Annotated in this window: 25 protein-coding genes and 1 other annotated feature; of the genes, 16 read left to right on the top strand and 9 right to left on the bottom strand. The window is 45.7% G+C overall.

Going from position 1 to position 19,154, the window contains the following annotated elements:
- Nucleotides 1-17: 17 nt before the first annotated feature.
- From AC1TPC_RS00835 to AC1TPC_RS00805, 7 genes are all read left to right on the top strand, one after another.
- The gene (locus AC1TPC_RS00835) at nucleotides 18-1,040 is read left to right on the top strand and encodes a Gfo/Idh/MocA family protein (RefSeq protein ID WP_482064984.1); all 1,023 of its coding nucleotides are present in this window, start codon (nucleotides 18-20) and stop codon (nucleotides 1,038-1,040) included.
- Between the two features lie 213 nt (nucleotides 1,041-1,253).
- Nucleotides 1,254-1,574 (top strand): PadR family transcriptional regulator, encoded by a 321-nt coding sequence (locus tag AC1TPC_RS00830; protein ID WP_482064983.1) that lies wholly within the window; start codon nucleotides 1,254-1,256, stop codon nucleotides 1,572-1,574.
- Complete coding sequence (locus AC1TPC_RS00825; RefSeq protein ID WP_482064982.1) at nucleotides 1,571-2,128, top strand: HAAS signaling domain-containing protein; 558 nt, start codon at nucleotides 1,571-1,573, stop codon at nucleotides 2,126-2,128. The genes AC1TPC_RS00830 and AC1TPC_RS00825 overlap by 4 nt, the downstream gene beginning before the upstream one ends.
- Nucleotides 2,125-2,961 (top strand): DUF4097 family beta strand repeat-containing protein, encoded by an 837-nt coding sequence (locus AC1TPC_RS00820; protein ID WP_482064981.1) that lies wholly within the window; start codon nucleotides 2,125-2,127, stop codon nucleotides 2,959-2,961. The genes AC1TPC_RS00825 and AC1TPC_RS00820 overlap by 4 nt, the downstream gene beginning before the upstream one ends.
- 144 nt (nucleotides 2,962-3,105) lie before the next feature.
- The gene (locus tag AC1TPC_RS00815; protein ID WP_482064980.1) at nucleotides 3,106-3,795 is read left to right on the top strand and encodes a peptidoglycan recognition protein family protein; all 690 of its coding nucleotides are present in this window, start codon (nucleotides 3,106-3,108) and stop codon (nucleotides 3,793-3,795) included.
- 243 nt (nucleotides 3,796-4,038) lie between these two features.
- Entirely contained in the window at nucleotides 4,039-4,818 is a 780-nt protein-coding gene (locus AC1TPC_RS00810) for a CAP domain-containing protein (protein ID WP_482064979.1), read from the top strand.
- Between the two features lie 120 nt (nucleotides 4,819-4,938).
- Nucleotides 4,939-5,589, top strand: coding sequence for a 3D domain-containing protein (locus tag AC1TPC_RS00805; RefSeq protein WP_482064978.1), 651 nt, complete (start codon nucleotides 4,939-4,941; stop codon nucleotides 5,587-5,589).
- A gap of 51 nt (nucleotides 5,590-5,640) precedes the next feature.
- Here AC1TPC_RS00805 and AC1TPC_RS00800 read toward each other — a convergent pair whose 3' ends face one another.
- Nucleotides 5,641-6,447, bottom strand: coding sequence for a polysaccharide deacetylase family protein (locus AC1TPC_RS00800; protein ID WP_482064977.1), 807 nt, complete (start codon nucleotides 6,445-6,447; stop codon nucleotides 5,641-5,643).
- Between the two features lie 164 nt (nucleotides 6,448-6,611).
- Here AC1TPC_RS00800 and AC1TPC_RS00795 point away from each other — a divergent pair, with 164 nt between their 5' ends.
- From AC1TPC_RS00795 to AC1TPC_RS00785, 3 genes are all read left to right on the top strand, one after another.
- Nucleotides 6,612-7,505 (top strand): fumarylacetoacetate hydrolase family protein, encoded by an 894-nt coding sequence (locus tag AC1TPC_RS00795; protein ID WP_482064976.1) that lies wholly within the window; start codon nucleotides 6,612-6,614, stop codon nucleotides 7,503-7,505.
- A 75-nt stretch (nucleotides 7,506-7,580) separates the two neighbouring features.
- Nucleotides 7,581-7,946 carry a hypothetical protein gene (locus AC1TPC_RS00790; RefSeq protein ID WP_482064975.1) on the top strand — a complete coding sequence of 122 codons (366 nt, stop codon included), beginning with the start codon at nucleotides 7,581-7,583 and terminating at the stop codon, nucleotides 7,944-7,946.
- Nucleotides 7,947-8,051: 105 nt separating this feature from the next.
- On the top strand, nucleotides 8,052-8,387 hold the full coding sequence (locus tag AC1TPC_RS00785; RefSeq protein WP_482064974.1) for a (2Fe-2S)-binding protein: 336 nt from the start codon (nucleotides 8,052-8,054) through the stop codon (nucleotides 8,385-8,387).
- Between the two features lie 71 nt (nucleotides 8,388-8,458).
- On the opposite strand, the gene AC1TPC_RS00780 is transcribed toward AC1TPC_RS00785, so the two are convergent.
- A complete protein-coding gene (locus tag AC1TPC_RS00780; protein ID WP_482065317.1) occupies nucleotides 8,459-9,721 on the bottom strand; it encodes a methyl-accepting chemotaxis protein in 1,263 nt (420 codons plus the stop codon).
- A gap of 516 nt (nucleotides 9,722-10,237) precedes the next feature.
- On the opposite strand from AC1TPC_RS00780, the gene AC1TPC_RS00775 reads away from it, so the two are divergent.
- Both AC1TPC_RS00775 and trpS read left to right on the top strand, forming a co-directional pair.
- Nucleotides 10,238-10,645 (top strand): O-methyltransferase, encoded by a 408-nt coding sequence (locus tag AC1TPC_RS00775; RefSeq protein ID WP_482064973.1) that lies wholly within the window; start codon nucleotides 10,238-10,240, stop codon nucleotides 10,643-10,645.
- Nucleotides 10,646-10,719: 74 nt separating this feature from the next.
- Nucleotides 10,720-10,979, top strand: a binding site (T-box leader).
- A 70-nt stretch (nucleotides 10,980-11,049) separates the two neighbouring features.
- Nucleotides 11,050-12,039: a tryptophan--tRNA ligase gene (gene trpS / locus AC1TPC_RS00770; protein WP_482064972.1), complete on the top strand. Its 990-nt coding sequence runs from the start codon at nucleotides 11,050-11,052 to the stop codon at nucleotides 12,037-12,039.
- Between the two features lie 23 nt (nucleotides 12,040-12,062).
- Here the strand turns inward: trpS and AC1TPC_RS00765 are convergent, their stop codons facing one another.
- The gene (locus tag AC1TPC_RS00765) at nucleotides 12,063-12,239 is read right to left on the bottom strand and encodes a DUF5325 family protein (protein WP_169083723.1); all 177 of its coding nucleotides are present in this window, start codon (nucleotides 12,237-12,239) and stop codon (nucleotides 12,063-12,065) included.
- 142 nt (nucleotides 12,240-12,381) lie between these two features.
- Here AC1TPC_RS00765 and AC1TPC_RS00760 point away from each other — a divergent pair, with 142 nt between their 5' ends.
- Nucleotides 12,382-12,603 (top strand): alpha/beta-type small acid-soluble spore protein, encoded by a 222-nt coding sequence (locus tag AC1TPC_RS00760; RefSeq protein WP_482064971.1) that lies wholly within the window; start codon nucleotides 12,382-12,384, stop codon nucleotides 12,601-12,603.
- 389 nt (nucleotides 12,604-12,992) lie between these two features.
- Here the strand turns inward: AC1TPC_RS00760 and AC1TPC_RS00755 are convergent, their stop codons facing one another.
- Entirely contained in the window at nucleotides 12,993-13,979 is a 987-nt protein-coding gene (locus AC1TPC_RS00755; RefSeq protein WP_482064970.1) for a metal-dependent hydrolase, read from the bottom strand.
- Between the two features lie 86 nt (nucleotides 13,980-14,065).
- Here AC1TPC_RS00755 and AC1TPC_RS00750 point away from each other — a divergent pair, with 86 nt between their 5' ends.
- Complete coding sequence (locus AC1TPC_RS00750) at nucleotides 14,066-14,374, top strand: hypothetical protein (protein ID WP_482064969.1); 309 nt, start codon at nucleotides 14,066-14,068, stop codon at nucleotides 14,372-14,374.
- On the opposite strand, the gene gerQ is transcribed toward AC1TPC_RS00750, so the two are convergent.
- Complete coding sequence (gene gerQ, locus AC1TPC_RS00745; RefSeq protein ID WP_482064968.1) at nucleotides 14,371-14,961, bottom strand: spore coat protein GerQ; 591 nt, start codon at nucleotides 14,959-14,961, stop codon at nucleotides 14,371-14,373. The genes AC1TPC_RS00750 and gerQ overlap by 4 nt on opposite strands.
- Before the next feature lie 37 nt (nucleotides 14,962-14,998).
- Complete coding sequence (locus AC1TPC_RS00740) at nucleotides 14,999-15,421, bottom strand: cell wall hydrolase (protein ID WP_482064967.1); 423 nt, start codon at nucleotides 15,419-15,421, stop codon at nucleotides 14,999-15,001.
- A 240-nt stretch (nucleotides 15,422-15,661) separates the two neighbouring features.
- On the opposite strand from AC1TPC_RS00740, the gene cyoE reads away from it, so the two are divergent.
- Complete coding sequence (gene cyoE, locus AC1TPC_RS00735) at nucleotides 15,662-16,540, top strand: heme o synthase (protein ID WP_482065316.1); 879 nt, start codon at nucleotides 15,662-15,664, stop codon at nucleotides 16,538-16,540.
- A gap of 24 nt (nucleotides 16,541-16,564) precedes the next feature.
- A complete protein-coding gene (locus AC1TPC_RS00730) occupies nucleotides 16,565-17,170 on the top strand; it encodes an SCO family protein (RefSeq protein WP_482064966.1) in 606 nt (201 codons plus the stop codon).
- Here the strand turns inward: AC1TPC_RS00730 and AC1TPC_RS00725 are convergent.
- From AC1TPC_RS00725 to AC1TPC_RS00715, 3 genes are all read right to left on the bottom strand, one after another.
- A complete protein-coding gene (locus AC1TPC_RS00725) occupies nucleotides 17,167-17,538 on the bottom strand; it encodes a toprim domain-containing protein (RefSeq protein ID WP_482064965.1) in 372 nt (123 codons plus the stop codon). The genes AC1TPC_RS00730 and AC1TPC_RS00725 overlap by 4 nt on opposite strands.
- 144 nt (nucleotides 17,539-17,682) lie before the next feature.
- Nucleotides 17,683-17,802, bottom strand: a complete 120-nt coding sequence (locus tag AC1TPC_RS00720) for a YjcZ family sporulation protein (RefSeq protein WP_482064964.1) — start codon at nucleotides 17,800-17,802, stop codon at nucleotides 17,683-17,685.
- Nucleotides 17,803-17,942: 140 nt separating this feature from the next.
- A complete protein-coding gene (locus AC1TPC_RS00715) occupies nucleotides 17,943-19,103 on the bottom strand; it encodes an MFS transporter (RefSeq protein ID WP_482064963.1) in 1,161 nt (386 codons plus the stop codon).
- Nucleotides 19,104-19,154: the final 51 nt, after the last annotated feature.

Here is a 19,154-nt window from a genome sequence, read left to right as displayed (position 1 = left end):
ACAGGGGAAAAATCATTATGTCAAAAGTTCGTGTAGCAGTTATCGGTTGCGGTTCGATTTCTAAATATCGTCACATCCCGGAATATGCGGCTCATGAGAATGTTGAGCTTGTTGCTTTCGTAGATCCAATTATTGAGCGCGCTGAGCTTTATGCAAATCTGCACGGAGGCAAAGCCTTTGCAGATTTCGAAACGATGCTGGCAGAGATCAAGCCGGATGCGGTAAGCGTATGTACGCCAAATGCCTTGCACGCGCCTATGTCCATTGCTGCAGCTGACGCTGGCGCCCACGTGCTTGTTGAGAAGCCAATGGCCGTAACAGACGAGGAAGCAGAAGCGATGATCGAGGCTGCTAAGAAAAACGGCGTTCATCTAATGGTTGGCCACAACCAACGCTTTATGCCGCCGCATGTTAAAGCTAAGCAAGTATTGAAATCAGGCATTCTTGGCAAAGTACTGACATTCCGCACATCCTTCGGTCACCCTGGTCCAGACGGCTGGAGCATTGATGGCGCAAACAGCTGGTTCTTCCGCAAGCCGGAAGCGATTATGGGCGCAATGGGCGACCTTGGCGTTCACAAATCCGATCTTATCCGCTGGATGCTTGACGATGAGGTTTCGGAGGTAGCTGGTTTTGTAGGTACGCTTGACAAAAAAGGCACCGAAGTAGACGATAACTCATCCTGCTTGCTTCGCATGAAGAGCGGCGCTATCGGAACGCTGGTAGCGAGCTGGACTTACTACAAAGGCGAGGACAACAGCACGATTCTATGGTGCGAGAACGGCGTAATGAAAATCGGTACGCATCCAGACGATCAAGTGATCGTTGAACTGCGCAACGGTACAGTTGAGAAGCATAAGGTTGGCGCTATCTCGACGAATGACAAGCAGGAGACTAGCGGCGTGGTTGATGCTTTCCTGGAAAGCATTCTTACGAATACAACGCCTGCAGTAAGCGGTGAAGACGGCCGTGCTTCGCTCAAAGTTATTTTGTGCGCATTCGAATCGCAAGCGACAGGCAAGTTCATTAGCGTGAACTAATGCTATTCAATACCTCCGAGGAACTGGCGTGAGCCGGAAGCCTGGAGGTATTATTTTTTGCACACTATCTTGCATTGTAGAATAGCATGTGGTAAATTATACAAAACAGCAAATATTTGCGCAACGCTATACTATAATAGTGAATACTGAGTTATGTTTTATAACGGAGCAGACGAGGCTGATAAGCTCGATTTCACAAATGGAGGACAAGAAATGAACATCCAATTTAAAAAGGGCGTGCTTGAAATTTGCGTGCTAGTGCTGGCAACTAGAGGTGATCGTTACGGCTATGAGCTTGCAGTCAAAATTTCCGAAAAATTCGAAGTAGCAGTAGGCAGCGTCTATCCGCTATTGAGCAGATTGACACAGGATGGATACTTCTCGACCTATTTGAAGGAATCAAATGAAGGTCCCCCGAGAAAGTACTATCATTTAACACCAGAAGGGTGGAGCCATATGCGAAGTTTAATCGCAGAATGGGAAAATTTCACAAGTGCAGTTAACGAAATCGTAGAGGAAGGATTAAAGCCATGACGACAAGAGATCGATATATGTTGGAGCTAGAGAGTTTGCTATTTAAAATACCGGAGGCACAGCGCAAGGAATGGTTATACGATTATTACATTCATTTTCAACAAGCGGTTGAAAACGGCCAGAGCGAAGAGGATGCAGCACGCGAGCTGGGAGATCCGAGAATGATTGCCAATGAGCTGCTGCTTGGCTACCGGGTAGGCCAGGCTGAGACGAACAACAGCTTCGGCAAGCTGTCACGTGCTGTGTTCGCAACGGTTAGCCTTGGACTATTCAATATTATTTTCATATTAGGTCCATACTTGGCCTTGGCTGCCGTACTCCTCGCATTATGGGCGACAGCTGCTTCGCTTGGGATTGCTGGCGTAGGAATCGTCATAGAGAGTATGTGGAACGGAACGTTTACGCTTCCTCAGGCTTTGACGCTGGGCTTGATTACAAGCTCGCTTACGATTTTGCTCATCATCGGCTTAAAGGCATTAACAGCATCCTTCTATAAAATGACTTTGAAATATTTGAAGTTCAACACAAGAATTGTAAAGGGGAATAACAAATGAAGAAGCTGGCAGCTCTTGCTTTAATCATGCTTGGCGTTGGAGTACTTTGCGCATTTTTTGTTTTTAATAAAAATGATTTGATGAAATTTAAAGGCGACCCCTATTTGCAGGAAAAGACCGTTGATGCGTCAGCGATTAAATCTATTCATGCAGAAACCGATACGTTTAATGTCACGTTTGTTCGTGGAACGTCAGATGATATTCAATTGCGGCTGGAAGGCAGCGCCAGCAAAAAATATAATGACAAAATTGTGTTTACGGCTGATTCAAAGGGCGATACCCTCTATATTGAGGGTAACACAAAAAACAATTTCACCTTTGGCATTTCAATTATTAATCTAAAGCTGACGGTCGAGCTGCCTGAGAAACTGTGGGATACCGTCGATATCAAAACGGATACCGGCAATATTTCTATCGATCAGCTGAAAGCAGACCAATTCAACGTGAAGTTGGATACCGGCAATCTGAAAGTATCGAATTATAGCTTTAATGACATCGTGTTTGAGACAGATACCGGCAACGTTACCTTTACGGACGGAGTAGGCAGCATCAAAGGCGAAACAGACACCGGCAACATTCGCATAGAAAATGAAGAGCTTCGCAATGATATTGCTTTGCAATCCGATACGGGCAATGTAACCATTAATGTAGATAAACAACCAGAATCAGCAGCGATTCGTATACAGAAAGATGTTGGAAACAGTAAGGTGGAATGGGCTGGCTTAACCGATAACAATGATTCCAAACGGAATGTAGACGGCAAAATTGGAAGCGGCGATATTCAAATTGACATTAGGTCTGAGGTTGGCAACGTGAAGCTCGGCAGCAGGTAACGAGGCTGTCAGCGCCTATCCGCAATAATAGGAAGCAAGCTACGGGTATATTCCCCGCGGCTTGCTTTTTTTGCTTGTCTGCCGTTTCGGGCTTGTTGCAGGATGCATATGATGTTGCAATGATTTTCTCAAAGGGAGCGATGCATGATGACCGTAGAACGCAAAAACTTCCGCAGGTTCACGTATGCGGAGTATATGGATTATTTGAAGCCATTCGTGTCAAAGGTAAAGTTCTCGCAGGTTCATGTGCATGGAACATGGAAGCCGACGATTGCGGATTATCGCAAAGCGACAAACAAAATGAAGATCATTCAAGCGATGTGGCGATTTCATACGATTACGCAAAACTGGGGCGACATTGCGCAGCATGCGACTATCGACCCGGATGGCTATATATGGGAAGGCCGATCATTGCTGACAGCGCCAGCATCTGCGGTCGGCTATAATGACTCGGATAACGATCGCACTCATCCCTTTATGTTCGAAATGATCGGAAATTTTGATGTTGGCGCCGAGAAGCTTGAGGGTGTGCAGCTGGCAACGTCTGTGAAGCTAACAAGCAGTATTATGACGATGTGGAAGCTTTCTGAAGCTCAGGTTAAGTTTCACCGTGAATTGAATCCAGGCAAAACATGCCCAGGCAGCTCGGTTAATAAAGTCTCCTTCCTAGAGCTCGTTCGTGATTGGAGGGATGTTGAAATGAGTCCAGAGGATGCTAACAAAATCATCTCTACTTGGCTGTCTCCCGCATGGTTCAAAGCCAGCTCGAAGACGGAGCGTGATGAAATCCATCGGCTGGCAAATGAGCTGCGAAAAGCTAGCGGACAGCTATAAAAAGAGCAAAAAACAGCTAATAACAGTAATGAGCATATTCTCATAAAGCTGTAATGGTGCTGTTTTGCAAGCTGTTTTTAGACATTTCCCAGTTTTTGTGTCATGAAACAGCAAAAACCCCATGGTAAGATAGGTGGCGTCAGGAAGAACAACACGCAAACAAAACGAACGTGCCGCTGAATAAAGCTTCAGCCCACAGACGTTTAGTTAAAAAAAACTATCTTATTATAGGAGGAATTATTCATGAAGATGCAACCAATACGTGTAGGTGTCGCAGGCATACTAGCAGCAACAGTAATTGGCGCAGGCGTAGGCTTTACGGCTCCAACCGCAGGTGCAGCACCGGCTGTGAAAACTTACTCCACTTTTCAGAACTGCCCTGTAGGCACGATTAACCAAGATATGCTTAAACAGATCGCAGATAAATATGGTATAGATATTAGCAAGCTTCTGAACGGCGGTACGATTCAAATGCCAACGCAAGGCGGATCTAATGGAAATGCTGGAACGACTAAGCCGACCCCTGGTACAGGCACTGGTACAGTAACTAAACCAAGCACAGGAACAGGCACAGTAACGAAGCCTAGCACAGGAACAGGCACGACAACTAAACCAGGAACAACGACTGGCGGCAATACGGGAAGTGGTACTACGGCAAGCACATTCACAACTCAAGTCGTTGACTTAGTAAACCAAGAACGCGCGAAGGCTGGATTATCGGCTTTGAAAAGCGATGCTTTGCTTACGAAAGTAGCTGCTGAGAAAGCAAGAGACATGGATGTAAACAACTATTTCAGCCACACATCGCCGACTTACGGATCGCCTTTTGATATGATGCGTTCTTTCGGAGTAACTTATTCCTACGCTGGTGAGAATATTGCTTCCGGTCAAAGATCACCGCAAGAGGTTATGACAGCATGGATGAACAGTGCCGGTCATCGCGCGAACATTCTTAGCGCTAATTTCACTAAAATCGGCGTTGGTTATGTGAACGGCGAATGGGTACAAGAATTTACTGGTTAATATTAATCAACTAATGAATGAAATGGTTAAGGTTAAGGGCGCTTGTCGCCCTTAACTATTCTTTTACAATAACGCTGCCGAGGTTGTGAAACGTCGGAAGTGCACAGGAGGATTTGCCCGATGTTTAAAAAACGAACAATGGCAGCAGCAGTAATTGGATTATCCGTCATGATGGCGGCTGGAACGGTTGATGCAGCTTCAAAAACACATACTACGACTGACAATGATACATTCTGGAAGCTATCCAAGCAATATAGCGTTCCATTGGATACATTAATGGAAGCGAACCCAAAAGTCGATCCGCTTAATTTATATAAAGGCATAAAATTAAACATTCCAACTACAACTATAACTACAGAAGCATCAGCAGCCAAGAAACAGGAAACGCTGGCAGCATCCGCCGCTGGTTCCACGAAGACAATCAAAGCCATGAATGGCAAAGAATACGATTACTCCAAAGCTTTAATCGTACAAGCTACTGCTTACACTGCAGCAGCATCGGAGAATGGGAAATGGGGCGCAGTCGACTATTTTGGCGATAAGCTTAAGGTAGGGACAGTCGCTGTTGATCCTAAGATGATACCGCTGGGAACAAAACTTTATGTTACCGGATATGATTACAACGGCTTGCCGCAAGGCGGTATGGCTGCGACTGCAACCGATATCGGAGGATCTATTAAAGGCAACCGTATCGATATATTTGTTCCAGGCGTTACGAGCCAAGCGAGGTCGTTTGGCATCCAAAACGTTAAAGTGTTTGTTTTAGAATAATTCGACTAGAAGGAATCCGCTTCAATCAGCGGATTTCTTTTTTTTGTTGATTTAGCGGGCTGCAGCTTGTCCAATAAGCTCAGGCAGCGTCACGAGCTCATAGCCCTTGCTTTGGAGAAGTTGAATAAGCTTAGGCAAAGCGTTAATCGTACCTGATAAATTTTGGCCTGACCCGCCGCCGGCATGCTGAAGCACGATTGATCCTGGTTGAAGCGTTTTTTTTATATTTTGCATAATCGCCGCGCTGCTTGGGTTGTTTCTCCAATCGATCGAATCCACATCCCAATTCACAATGGTAAACCCTGCTTGTTTGCTCCATCTCACCTGCTGCGGCAGCAATTCGCCATAGGGCGGACGGATGAAGTGAGGGGAATAGCCAACAATGCTTTTGATAATTGCATCAGTGCTCCAAATTTGTTTTTGGTAATTGTTTAAGGTAAGGGTCGACAGTACGGCATGGTTGTATGAGTGATTACCAATAATATGACCTTCATGATGTATTCGTTTTACAATCGAAGGGTTTTTGGAGGCGCGATTTCCAACAACAAAAAAGGTGGCGCAAACATCATAACGGGCTAATACATCTAATATTGCTGGCGTGTATCTAGGATCAGGAGCGTCATCGAACGTTAATGCAACTCGCTTCGCATGGCGCGGTCCGTTGGTGAGAAAGGCGCTCGGAAACTGCTTGTTCAGCTTGACCCATGACATGTCCGCTGCTCGTCGCTTCTTACCTTGTTTGGATGGATGATGTGCCGCTATTATCTGCTTTCCGTTGGCAGATGCGATAGAGGAGCCTGCTGTCATATTCAGAAGCAAGAAACCTATTAAAGCAGCGCCAACTGTAGTTATCCCCATTTTGCATACAACATTCCACACGCTTTATCAGTCCTCGCAGTCAAAATTAAATGAGACGTGCCGCTATTATTCCCATGTGTTTGCCTTCCATGCGCTTTACATTAAAAAAGCGGAAGCTTAAGATAAATACAGATTCTATTTGCCAAACAAAGGAGAGCGCTTAAATGAAGCTGCTGCACTATAAGCATTCAAATCAATTGAGGCTTGGCGTTAAGGTTGAGGAAGGGATTATCGATGTAGCGTCTGCATCACAAGCTTTTGGAATAGCTGCTCCGCAAACGATTGATGAAGCTATGGCAGGCGGCGATGAGACAGCTGCTCAGCTTACAGCTGTGATCAAGTCTGTATTAGATGAATCAAAACGTTCCTGCTTGCTTGAGGAAGACAAGCTATCATATGCACCAGTCGTTACGAATCCGCAAAAAATCATATGCGTAGGTCTGAATTACCGCAAGCATGCTGAGGAAACAAAAGCAGAAATTCCAACCTCGCCGATCTTGTTCAACAAGTTTGCTAATGCGCTAAGCGCTCACGGCGACTTTGTAGAGCTGCCGAACACCAGCGACGAGGTGGATTATGAAGCCGAGCTTGCGATCATTATTGGAAAAACAGCCAAAAACATCGATGAAGCTGATGCGCTTGACTATGTTTTTGGCTATAGCTGTGCTAATGACTTGTCGGCTCGCAATTTGCAGCGCCGCACCTCTCAGTGGATGCTTGGCAAAAGCTGTGATGGGTTTGCGCCGATTGGGCCATACCTTGTTACAGCTGACGAAGTGCCGAATCCTGATCAACTTTCCATCTTCTGCAGAGTGAATGGCATACAAAAGCAGCATTCCAATACAGCGGACATGATATTCTCTTGCCGAGAGATCATTAGCTACATATCTAAGCATATGACACTCGTTCCAGGTGACATTATTTTAACGGGAACTCCTGAAGGCGTAGTGATCGGATATCCGAGAGATGAGCGCGTTTACTTGCAACCCGGTGACAAAGTTACGGTTCAAATCGAGAAGCTTGGTGAGCTGACCGTTACGATGTCTAAGCCTAATTGATAATCATTGTCATTCACTGTATAATAATATAGTTAATTATTGTACATGGTCTGACAAGAGAGGGCGAGTAAATCGATGAATGACGCTATGGTTGCGCTGCTGGAGAGCAGCTATGATCTAACGGCTAGCAAGCCGGAAAACCTCGCATTCAGCTGTCCTGCATCGGATTTGCTGGATGAGAACAAAATGAAGTCATTGTTAGAGCTATATACGCCATTGGTAAAAGGAACAGACCCATCTGTAGGAGAAGTATATATGGCAAGCTGGTTTAGAGGACCGATGCTTGGACTGCTTTATATGCTTTCCGCTTGGAACAAAGTACCGGACTTATCACTTCGCAATTTGACTGTTCAAATTTATAAGGCTGCTTATAATGAGCATGAATATTATGCAACCTCCTTCCTTATGCATAACATTGACCTAATAGCTGCGTCTAGATAATCAGATGATGGGGAGTGGACGAGAAATACGCTTATCGCTTTTTTCGAGCAGACTGTTCGCCCTGTATTTGAATCGATAGCCAAGGTCGGAACATTGCAGGCAGGCATGCTCTGGAGTCAGCTTCCAACCTCTCTGGCTTATGGCTACGATCGGCTTATGAATGGAGAAGAAAGCGAGCAAGTAAAGCAGCTGGCTGTTAAGAACTTTGAGCTTGTGAAATCGCTGGATGGAGCTATCTTCGGCAGAAGCAAAAATCCGTTCGACGTCAAATTCCGCATGACGGAATCGCTAGGCGACCCAGAAAGCCAAGTTAGAATGAAAGCGGCTTGCTGCTTGTATTATCTTGTTGACGGCGGTTATTATTGCTTTACATGCCCTAGACTCAAAGAAGATGAGCGCAAGAAGCAGCGTGCAGCCTATCGATCAAAGCAGCAAGCTTAAAAAAAAGACCATGATCCCACCGCAGTTATACGGAGGATCATGGTCTTTTGCTATAGAAGCCATTCATATGATTATTTCATCTTAAATACGCTAATCGTTTTGAGCAGTTGGGCTGCCATCGTACGCATACGCTCGGTCTCTTCGACGACCGCTTGCACGGATGCGATTTGCTCGTTCATAGAAGCCGATACTTGCTCGGTTCCCGCAGCAGATTGCTGCGTAATCGCGGAAATATTTTGAATCGCTCCGGAAATTTTTCGCGCGCTTTCAAGCATCGCATCGCTTTCCTGGGAGAATACATAGATTTTATCGGTAATGAATTGAACGCTTTCAACAATTTCAGAAAAGACGACTTCGGATTCCTTAATATGCTCGGTTTGCAGCTTGACGACCTCTTCGTTAGTCTTCATATTTCGGATGGCTTGCTTGATGCCTTCGTCAATGCTCTTCACTAAATTAAATACTTCTTTTGTTGAGGCGCTTGATTCCTCGGCCAGCTTGCGAACCTCCTGCGCAACAACAGCAAAGCCTCTGCCGTGCTCGCCTGCTCTTGCGGCTTCAATCGAAGCGTTCAAAGACAAGAGATTCGTTTGTTCTGCTATATCTGAAATCGTTGTTGTAATTGCGCTAATACCTTGTGCTTTGCGGGCAAGATCCTCAATTGTAGCAGATACTTTCTCCGTAGCCTCAACGTTGCGGCGCATGCCATCTGCTTGTACATCAAGAGCTTTCATGCCTTTGTCAACAAGCTGAAGTGTCTGTTCAGAGCGAGTGTTCATCTCTTTGGTAGAAGTGGCATAGTCGGAAACCTTATCTTCAATCTCGGTAATGGACTCGCTCATGTCCGATACATCCTCGGAAATTTCATTTGCGCCGGTTGCAAGCTCGTTGGCAGACGCTGCCACCTGCTGCAAGGCGATTTGGATATTATTACTTTTGTCAAATATGCTGTGGCTCGTATCGGATACGTGACGGATAATGTTGAACGTTTCCGTAAGGATTTCGCGAAGCTTATCAATCATGCTATTAAAGGAATGTCCCAGCTCACCTAATGCGGAAGAGGAGTTGGTGTCAATTTTTTGGGTGAAGTCACCCTTGGATATGCGTAATGCGGTTCCTTTAATCTCGTCGAAGGAATTATTAATGGATTTTTCAATAAAAGAAACGAACGGGAGCGTAGCGACTGCCATAATGATCGTAACGAATATGCCAGCAATAATCGAGCCGCCAGATACTGATAAAATGAGAAGCATAATGAGGGCAAATACTACTAAATTTAGATAGGAAGTGATCAGCAGCTTATTGCGCACGGAAAGCGAATAGTACCATTGAATCATTATGAAAACGCTCCTTTTATTAGATTATCCATATTATAGCACCCGTTGCGAAATTGGTCTATAATTGTCGATTCATAAAAATAAATAATAATAGTGCACGCAATTGGCTTTTCGGAAAATACCAAATACGTTTTCGGTGTAACAATATTTAGATAATGATACTATAATCGGTAATTGGCATTTATTTTGTTTATTTTTACATTGCATAATTTGTATGGTCCAAAAATCCTATTGAAAAGGAGGGGGAAGGATGAAAAATAGGCTGTTTCGGATATTTTCAATTGAAAAGCAGCTGCTGCGGACTCCAAAGTCTCGTAAGCTTCGGAAGTAGCCCAAAAGTCTGATTTTATTATGTATAATAAAGGAATAACTAAATTAAATTAAGTCAGAATAATTAGAATTTTCTGAAATAAACGGATTCCTATATTGAAAATGATAGAAATGAACTACATAATTTGCGAAGAGTCCTATATGGAGCTCATTCCAAATTAATTCAAAAGGAGGATAAATATTATGATACTGGAATCCACATCGCTCGCTCGTCAAGTAGAGTTTGTGTTTCGACAGCTCGAGGGTGAGCTCACGAATGCAACTGCAGGTACCGTTTTAATTCATGTTCGCAATAACGCGGTGGGGAAGTTTGGAGTTAGGCATCATCCAATCGAGAGCAAAAATGGAAAGTTTGAAAACGTGGATAAGGGATTGACCGCTGCGCAGGTTCAAGCCTTTAAACAAATGGCGATCGAAGCGCTCAAGTATCGCAGCGAATGGACACATGGAGAAATTCTGTATGATTTCTCCGTACGCGCAAGCGCGAATTCGTGGTCAGCAAGCATTTTGTTCGAATCAAACTACAATATGGCCAATTGGAATTCACGCTATTATTCTAAAAAAAATGAGTTGTGGGACTCGCAAGCATAGCTTATGCACCGTCCACCTTCAATCGGACAACTTTTTGCGCGCTTGACATTCAATCTTACACAGGTATAATCGTCTTAAATGCAATGATGGGAATAAGTAAGCTCGATTGATTTGCGTGCAGAGAGCCGGTGGATGCTGCGAACCGGTGCAATCGACGATGCTGAATGGACCCCGGAGCCTATGAACGGAAATTGGCAGCTGCTGCCGAAGATGTTTGTACGGAAGCTCCCCGTTATGGAGCAACAAGGCTTATGGGTTTTAAAGATGCGCTTATTATTAAAAAAAAGCGTACTATAAGCGAATTAGGGTGGCACCACGGTCCCTCGTCCCTTGCGGCGGGGGATTTTTTGCGTTTTTTTAACGCTATGATTCCATAATCAAATCGAAAAAGGGGTAGACGTGGAATGAAAAAGGTACTTTCCGGCATTCAGCCAAGCGGTCAGCTTACACTTGGAAATTATATCGGTGCCATGCAAAACTTCGTTAAGCTTCAGCATACAGAGGAATGTTATTTTATGGTAGTGGATTTGCATGCTATCTCAGTGCCTCAGGACCCCGCAGCGCTTAGGGAGCAAACGGAGGCGGTAGCTGCATTATTTATTGCTGCAGGAATCGATCCGAATAAAGCGAATGTGTTCGTTCAATCCCATGTCCGCGCGCATGCGGAGCTTGGATGGTTGCTGACGACGCTTACGAATATGGGCGAGCTGGAGAGAATGACGCAGTTCAAGGATAAATCGGAAGGCAAAGATTCTGTAGGAGCGGGGTTGTTCTTATACCCGTCACTGATGGCAGCCGATATTTTGATTTACAAAGCTGATCTTGTGCCGGTAGGAGATGACCAGAAGCAGCATTTGGAGCTGACGCGAGACTTGGCGCATCGTTTCAATACAAGATTCGGAAATTATTTTACGATTCCTGAGCTTTATGCTCCGAAAGTAGGCGCAAGAGTTATGTCGCTGGATGATGCAAGCAAAAAAATGAGCAAAAGCAATCCTAATGCAGGCAGCTTTATAGCCTTGCTTGATCCACCGGATGTCATTCGCAAAAAAATAAGCCGAGCGACAACCGATTCGGGTCGGGAAGTCAAATATGATCCGGCTAACAAGCCGGAGATCAGCAATCTGATCAGCATCTACTCTAATTGCGCGAATATGACGATTGAAGAAATCGAGGCTCGCTATGAGGGGCAAGGCTATGGGCCGTTCAAAAAAGAGCTTGCAGAGCATGTTGTCTCAGTAATTGAACCGCTGCAAGCCAGATACAATGAGATTCGGAGCTCAGGCGAGATTCATCAAATCTTAAAGCAGGGCGCTGAGCGTGCTTCCGTCATCGCAGATCGCACGCTTGCCGATGCGAAGGAACTTATGGGCTTCCTTTCTCCTCGCAGCTAAAAATGAAGGCTGACGCTCCTGCGTCAGCCTTGTTTTTTTCTTCTCAAGCGAGCCTTCACGATAAAGCCGGCTCCGATCGTAAAGAGACTCAATAAACCAAATAATAATACGAGCCAGCCATTATAGCTAATGGATACGGCCATTGCGCTCATAAATACGATGGCAAGCACTGAAAAGAACAGGGAAAGCGGTTTGGACACGGTGTTTTCTCTCCTTAATAAATCATCATAAATCATCAATATATTTTTAAAACTTTAGAATAGTTTCCCCAAGGGTGCACATAATAAGCTTGCAAGCTTGCAACAAACATCAAAGTGCAGAGGACGAAAGGAGAAATACATTATGGCAGGAAGAAACAACAGAAGCAATCAACTTGTTGTTCCACAAGCTAACCAAGCAATACAACAATTGAAACTTGAGGCAGCACAAGAGCTGGGCGTGCAAATTCCTCAAGATGGCTACTACGGCAATGTTTCGACTCGTGATGCAGGCTCCCTTGGTGGTTACATTACGAAAAAGCTAGTCCAAATTGCTGAGCAACAGCTTTCTGGCGGTTCCCGTTAATCGTTTCTAATACAATGATGAATTGAAGCCCAGGCTTGCCTTGGGCTTCTTTACTATTGTAAGCTCTATTTTATCACAGGGATAATTAGATGGCGCCTTATTATTGTATCCAAAAAAAGAAAGTCCTCCTTATTGCTTTGAAGGCACTGAAATAGTACGAAACAGATAAGGATAGGATGCTGGTTAAACGACTTCATCACTTAGTATAAACCTAAGCGAATTCTGAAGATCGCAAAATAAGAACAAAGTATATAAAGCTCAAAATACGACACCCTGTACCGGTTTTTCAGTACAGGGTGGTATTGTTCATTCTAGCCTTTCCTTTGTTTCAAGAAAACATAAGTTCTTCAGCTTCCTCTTTTGCAGCTAAGGGCTCTCAGGCGTACATGTCAATAAGTATCTATTCGCAATCGTTTCATTAACCGTTCGTCGCTTAGCCAGCCAACATAGGAGCCGATGGTTTCATAGCTTTTGTTCATCAGCAATACCCCGACGAATGGATATTGCTTGCGGTGACGATACCGAACGTCGCACCATCTTACCTCATAGCCCCATTGATGCTCACGGACATCTGCGCAAGCGAAGCTCGTGAAATACAAAAAGGAGCGTATGGCTGGATCGTTCTTGGATTTTGCGACTGCGGGATGCTCCGAGCATTGCACGCGGTCAAGCCATAGCAAGGTGTCATTTCGCAGATTGCCAATGACGAAGCTGCCATTTTTCACTTGCTTGACGACGTTCCATATCGTGAGCGATATGGTCGGAATCGCGATATAGACATCACCTTCCTGATGCTCGGCATCGAGCGATTTCATTTTTTGTACCGTGCTCTTGGCTGTGATCGTTCGCCATACAAAATAGACGGCTAGAAATAAGTACATAAGCGGAAATAAAAATGCAGGATTTACGAACCCGCCAGCCCAAAGTAAAATGGCAATGACATGTATTGTGAAGATGATCGGATCAAAAATATGGATAATGTTCCATGAGATCCATTTATCTGTAAAAGGACGCATCGCCTGCGTGCCATACGTATTGAACAAATCGGTAAAAACATGAACGCAAACGGCAAGAAGTACCCAACCTCCAATATGAAGCCATGGCAGGCTGCCGCCGTAAAATAATTGAAGAATGCCGGTGATCAGAATCGTCCATATGGCGATTGCGGGCAAGGAATGTGAAATGCCGCGATGGTTGCGAATATATACGGCATTTCCTTTTAATCGAAGAAGACCGTCCAGATCCGGCGCTTGCGAACCGATTACCGTGCCGAGCAGGACGGCTGTCTGAATCGATTGATCTGCAGCAACTACAGGATCGATGGCCGCGAGTCCGGCGAGTCCGATTCCCATAACAAGATGTGTGCCTGTATCCATGTTGAGTCCTCCCAATCAGATGATTAGGAGTAGTATCGACGGAGCGGGGGAACTTTATCAATGAAAGCAAAAGGAGACTGAAGGCAATGTTTATTTGTTTTGCAGAATACCGTATTTCGGAGGAATGGCGGGAGCAGTATCTTGTATATACGAGCCGGCTGCTTGAAGAAGGCCATGAGGTGCATTTATATGAAGGAACAGATCAGCCTGGCCTTTTCGTGGAGGTATGGAATGCATCAAACGAGGAGCAAGCGGAACAAATCAAAAAAGAACGCTGCAATGAGCGTTCCCCTTGGTTCCGAGTATCGGAGTGGATTGTTGGCGGACCTGCGAAGATGCATGTGTGGACCTTTAAGCCGGCACATCCGATCAACGGCGCGGCAGCTTCGGATTAGCGGCTGGAATTTACAGTGCCAATCGTAGCCATGCCGAGCGGAGTGGAAGAGCTTACTACGCTGCCTTGGAATGGATATTCGTAAGCGATTGGCTCATCGAAAGTGACATAATCCAAATTAAGCGTCAAAAGTAAGTAACGCATACCGGTTGTCGGATCGCTGATGATGATGTGATCGCGTCCGGCAGCCTCGATGATTCCTTTGAAAATCTTGGCGTTCCACTCGCGATTGTTCTCGTATGTCATATAGAAGGTAGCCATTTTGCCGCGGTTTAAGCGTAAAATGTTCTCAACATAAGACTCCTCAACTGCAGGAAGCGTGACGATGTTGCCGCCTGATGGCGTAACAAATGAGCCGCTAGGGATGGAGGTTGGGGGCACTTGCTGCATCGTCATTTGCTGCATAGGCATTTGCTGCATAGGCAATTGTTGCATGGGCATTTGCTGCATCGGCATAGCAGCCGGGAACGTCGTAGCCTGACCGCCCATTGATTGTGGATAATTGCCATACCCTCCGTAGCCATACCCATGAATAGGTGCTGCATTTGCTGGACTTACCTGATTTTTGTTGCCGTAACCGTTAGACATGTTGAAACTCCTCGCTTTCACACATTAGAAATAGAATTTAATAGACGGAAGGGCAGTCTGCTTGTGTAGGAACAAAGAAGCAATGCGCCTTAAATCTTCCGCTATTTCCTTGGTCGTACCATGTATTAGGGCAGTTGCCTGCTGGACGGAAAAACCAAAGCGCATTGGAAGCCGGGTGTTGACGCTCCCCGTTGATAACCCGCTTTGCCAATCGAATTTCTTTATCGCGTGCACTTTGGTAAAAGTAGCCTTTAACCGTTGCCTCGAAGCCGCCTGGCTTTTGAAATACCATGTCTGGTATGGAGCGAATGTTTCTAAAGTCCAAGCAATTTCCACGTACGCGGTTTACGCCGACATTGCCAACCATGAGCATTCCGAGCTCACCTTCCCCTTCAGCTTCAGCGCGCATGAGCCTGGCGAGCATCTTCGTATTCTCGGAGTTCGTTTTAATGACTGCCATAGACTTGATGGTTCACTTCCTTTCGCATACTTTAGAAAGGTTTGATGCCTGGATCGGCATAGGCATCAAACTACATAGTTATAGTATTGAGCACCCGGCAAATTGGTTACTAAATGATTTGTCACAATTAACGTGGCAAAATGATGAACATAGCCGTCGAACATTGTCATTGCATTCTTTTTTCGGTATGATTAAAAACGATTCATCAATGAATGATAGACGCTACTCGCGTCTTGTCGCATAACTCGGGAGGCTCGCTTCGTGCTGAAAGACTTAATTGCATTGACAAAACCGCGGCTACTTCGACTTAATGTGTTTGCTGCACTAGGTGGTTTCTTGGTTGCTTCTAAATGGGATATTGATATCCTATTGCTCATATGGGCGCTAGTCGGTTCAACCTTGACGATAGCGTCGGCCACCGTCATAAATAATTATTGGGATCGGGAACTCGATCTAAAGATGGAGCGTACGAAGGATCGCGCGCTGCCGACCGGTCGCATGCAGCCAGGAACGGTATTGATTTATGGTATTATTTTAGGAATCGCTGGACTGCTTATCTTGTTTGTACTTGTTAACCCGCTATCGGGCTGGCTTGGGCTGCTGGGATGGTTCGTATACATCGTCATTTATACGATGTGGCTAAAGCGGACGTCCACGTGGAGCACATCAGTAGGTGGAATCTCAGGGGCGATGCCGCCGGTTATTGGATACTGCGCGGTTACAAATGAGGTTGATGCGGGTGCTTGGATATTGTTTGCTTTGCTGTTCCTCTGGCAGCCTGCTCATTTCTGGTCGCTTGCCATTCGCAGAGTAGAGGAGTATCGTGCTGCAGGCTTTCCTTTGCTGCCTGTTGTGAAAGGAATCAAACGGACTAAGCTGCAAATGATCCCTTATATTTTGCTGCTGCTGCCAACGGGTATTTTGTTTTACACGTATGGGTATGTAGGCATTTATTTCTTAATAATATCCATTCTTGGAGGTGCGGTATGGCTCGTCCATACGCTGCGCGGAACTGGTGCCAAAGACACGGAAAAATGGGCAAAAACAAACTTTCTTATTTCAGTTAATTACTTAATGATCATATTTTTAGCTATGATTCTAAATACGACGGGATCATAATCATTGCTTTAAGGAGTGACGGGCGTGGATTTTGTGAAGAAGCATAGCTTCAAGATAGCCGTTCTTGCGCTATGTGCAGCCATGGGCATTTATTTATTTATAACATACGGCATGCCGGAGAAGGAGACGCTTCCGATCGAGAAGGCTGCTCCGGCTTTCGAGCTGTCGGATCTAGATGGCAACGAGGTAACGCTCGCATCCACTAACGGCAAGGCGCGCATCGTATACTTCTACTTTGCCAATTGCCCGGATGTATGTCCGCCTACTACCTTCCTGCTGTCGCAAGTACAGGATCAGCTTGAAGCTGAAGGCAAGCTCGGCACGAAGGCTGAGCTCATTTCGATTACGTTCGATCCGGTTCGCGATACGTCTGAAGTTATTCGGGACTTTGCGGAGCGTCATTTTGCAGACTTGAACGGCTGGCGGTTCCTCCGCGGCGATGAAGCAAAAACGATGCAGCTTGCAAAAGACTTCGGTTTAGGCGTAATCAAAAACGAAGACGGCTCTTTTACTCATATGAATGTGATTACCATTGTTGATAAAGAAGGACAAATACGCAAATGGATCAATGGCAGCAAAGAGGAATTAACGGCTGACCAGATCGTTGCGGAATTGAACAAGATTCTTTAAAACTCATCTTTGCTCCAAATGGAAGCGGGACTCTGCGCAGGGTACAGAATATGCGCATCGAGGCCCGCTTTTTCTAATTGCTCGATTAAATATTCCTCAGGCGTATGCTCGACTCCGGAATAGCCTCTGCGGGTGTAAATATGCTCGGCATCGGGAAAAACGTCGCGCAGCAGGAACCGAATCCGCTTGCCGGATGAATCGTTGTCGGTAAAGATATAAGCCTGATCATACCCAACCTGTTTGCGAAGCTTGTCCAGCTGCTCAGCGCCTGGCGTACCGAAGGTGCAATAAATCGGAACATCAGGATGGAGGACGCGCTTAAGGCGCGATTTATCATTTTTTCCTTCTACAATTATGGCGATACTCATCGAAGTCACCTCGGGAAAGTGAATAATGGTGGAGAGATTCTGCCTACGGATAGTTTACCACCGATTATACATTTTACCGATAGCTAATTGCATGAAGACCAAATAGTAAAAGCCTGCGCGGGGGGCAGGCTTTTTTCTCATATGCTAATACATACAGGTGCACGCAATGATTACGAGCAAGATAAACAATACGAGAATGATGCCAAGATTCGATAAGCCATTGTTTCCACCACCACGATTTTCGGAACTTACATGTCCAGACATTTATGGAGTCCCCCTTTTCCTTTACGTAAGATCTTCGTCGTCGATGACCATATGCAGCTAATGTCCTTTTTTCGACTGGTCATTTGCCATAATGCATCATATGTACCTACGAGAGATTAGCCCTGTGCATATACCTAGGCCTACGAAAAATGGGTGCGGGAGGAAAGCGTGCGCGAGATATGAAACGGGAGTACGGCCACAGCGATCATTAATGCAATAAAAGCAATATAATAAGGCGAAATGTAGTCGCGGACTTGTCCCGCAGCCATCGGTCCAATAAATGCGCCAACGGAAAATGCGATGGATAGCACGGAAAACGTACGCCCGTAGCGGGCTCCGCCGCTAAGCTCAATTAGAAGTGTTGACAGTGCCGGTAAAATGACCCCTTTGGCCATCCCGACAAAAAGGAGCATCACAGTGAGAGGGGCCGGCGTATCAAAGGCGATGCCAAAATAGATTATCGCTAGAATAAGGGAGCCCCATAAGGTTCGCTGATAGGCGGATACCCGGTTTAAAAAAAGCATGCTTAGCGTAACGAGAGCCCCGATGCTGACTACTGAGAACAAGAGTCCAGTCGTCATCATGGCTTCCTGTGATTTGGCGAGCAGCGGAAGCTCAAACGAGAGTATGCCTTGCGCGCAGCTCAGAGCAACGGGAAGCAAGTAGACAAGCCATGAAATAGGCGTAGCTTTCTCAAGCGGCAGCTTTTCTTTTTTTGCCTGGCTCGCTGCTTTACCCGCTGGCTCGACTTGCGCCCGAACATCTTTTATAAAGAAGAGAGCGCAAATGGATGTCACGATCAGCACCCATCCAAGCATCGTAAATGCGGTCGTAAATCCGATTTTGGCAACGAGGTAGGCACCTGCCGCAGGCGATACGACGGATGCAAGCGTATGAACGAGCCCATTGCCTGCCATGAGCTTTCCTTGCTCTGTTCGGTCGCTCGTTATTCTAGCTAGCAGCGAGAGGCAAGCTGGCGACAGAAAGGCTAATACAAAGCCGCTTATGGAGCGAAGGATCAGCAATTGCCAGGGGTTCGTCACATGCGACTGGAAGAGGAGCACGACACCTGCAGCCATGAGGCTGAACACAATAAAAAACCTGCTGCCATAACGGTCAACGCCGAAGCCCGCGATAAGATTGCCGGGCAAATGCGTAATGGAATACATGCCCATCATAAGTCCGATAAAGGAAGGCGCTGCGCCTAAAGAAATGGCAAAAGGCGTTAAAATCGGGTATTGCGCATGCAGATCGAAAAAGGCGACAAACAAAAATAAATAAAGCCAAACAGCGGTTTTCACAGGGCTGCCCTCCTTGCCGAATACACTCTTATATACTTGTACGTTTAATTG

Source organism: Paenibacillus sp. Y280, assembly GCF_056786335.1.
Note: the sequence above shows the minus strand (reverse complement) of the source record. Positions and strands in the feature narration are given on the sequence as shown.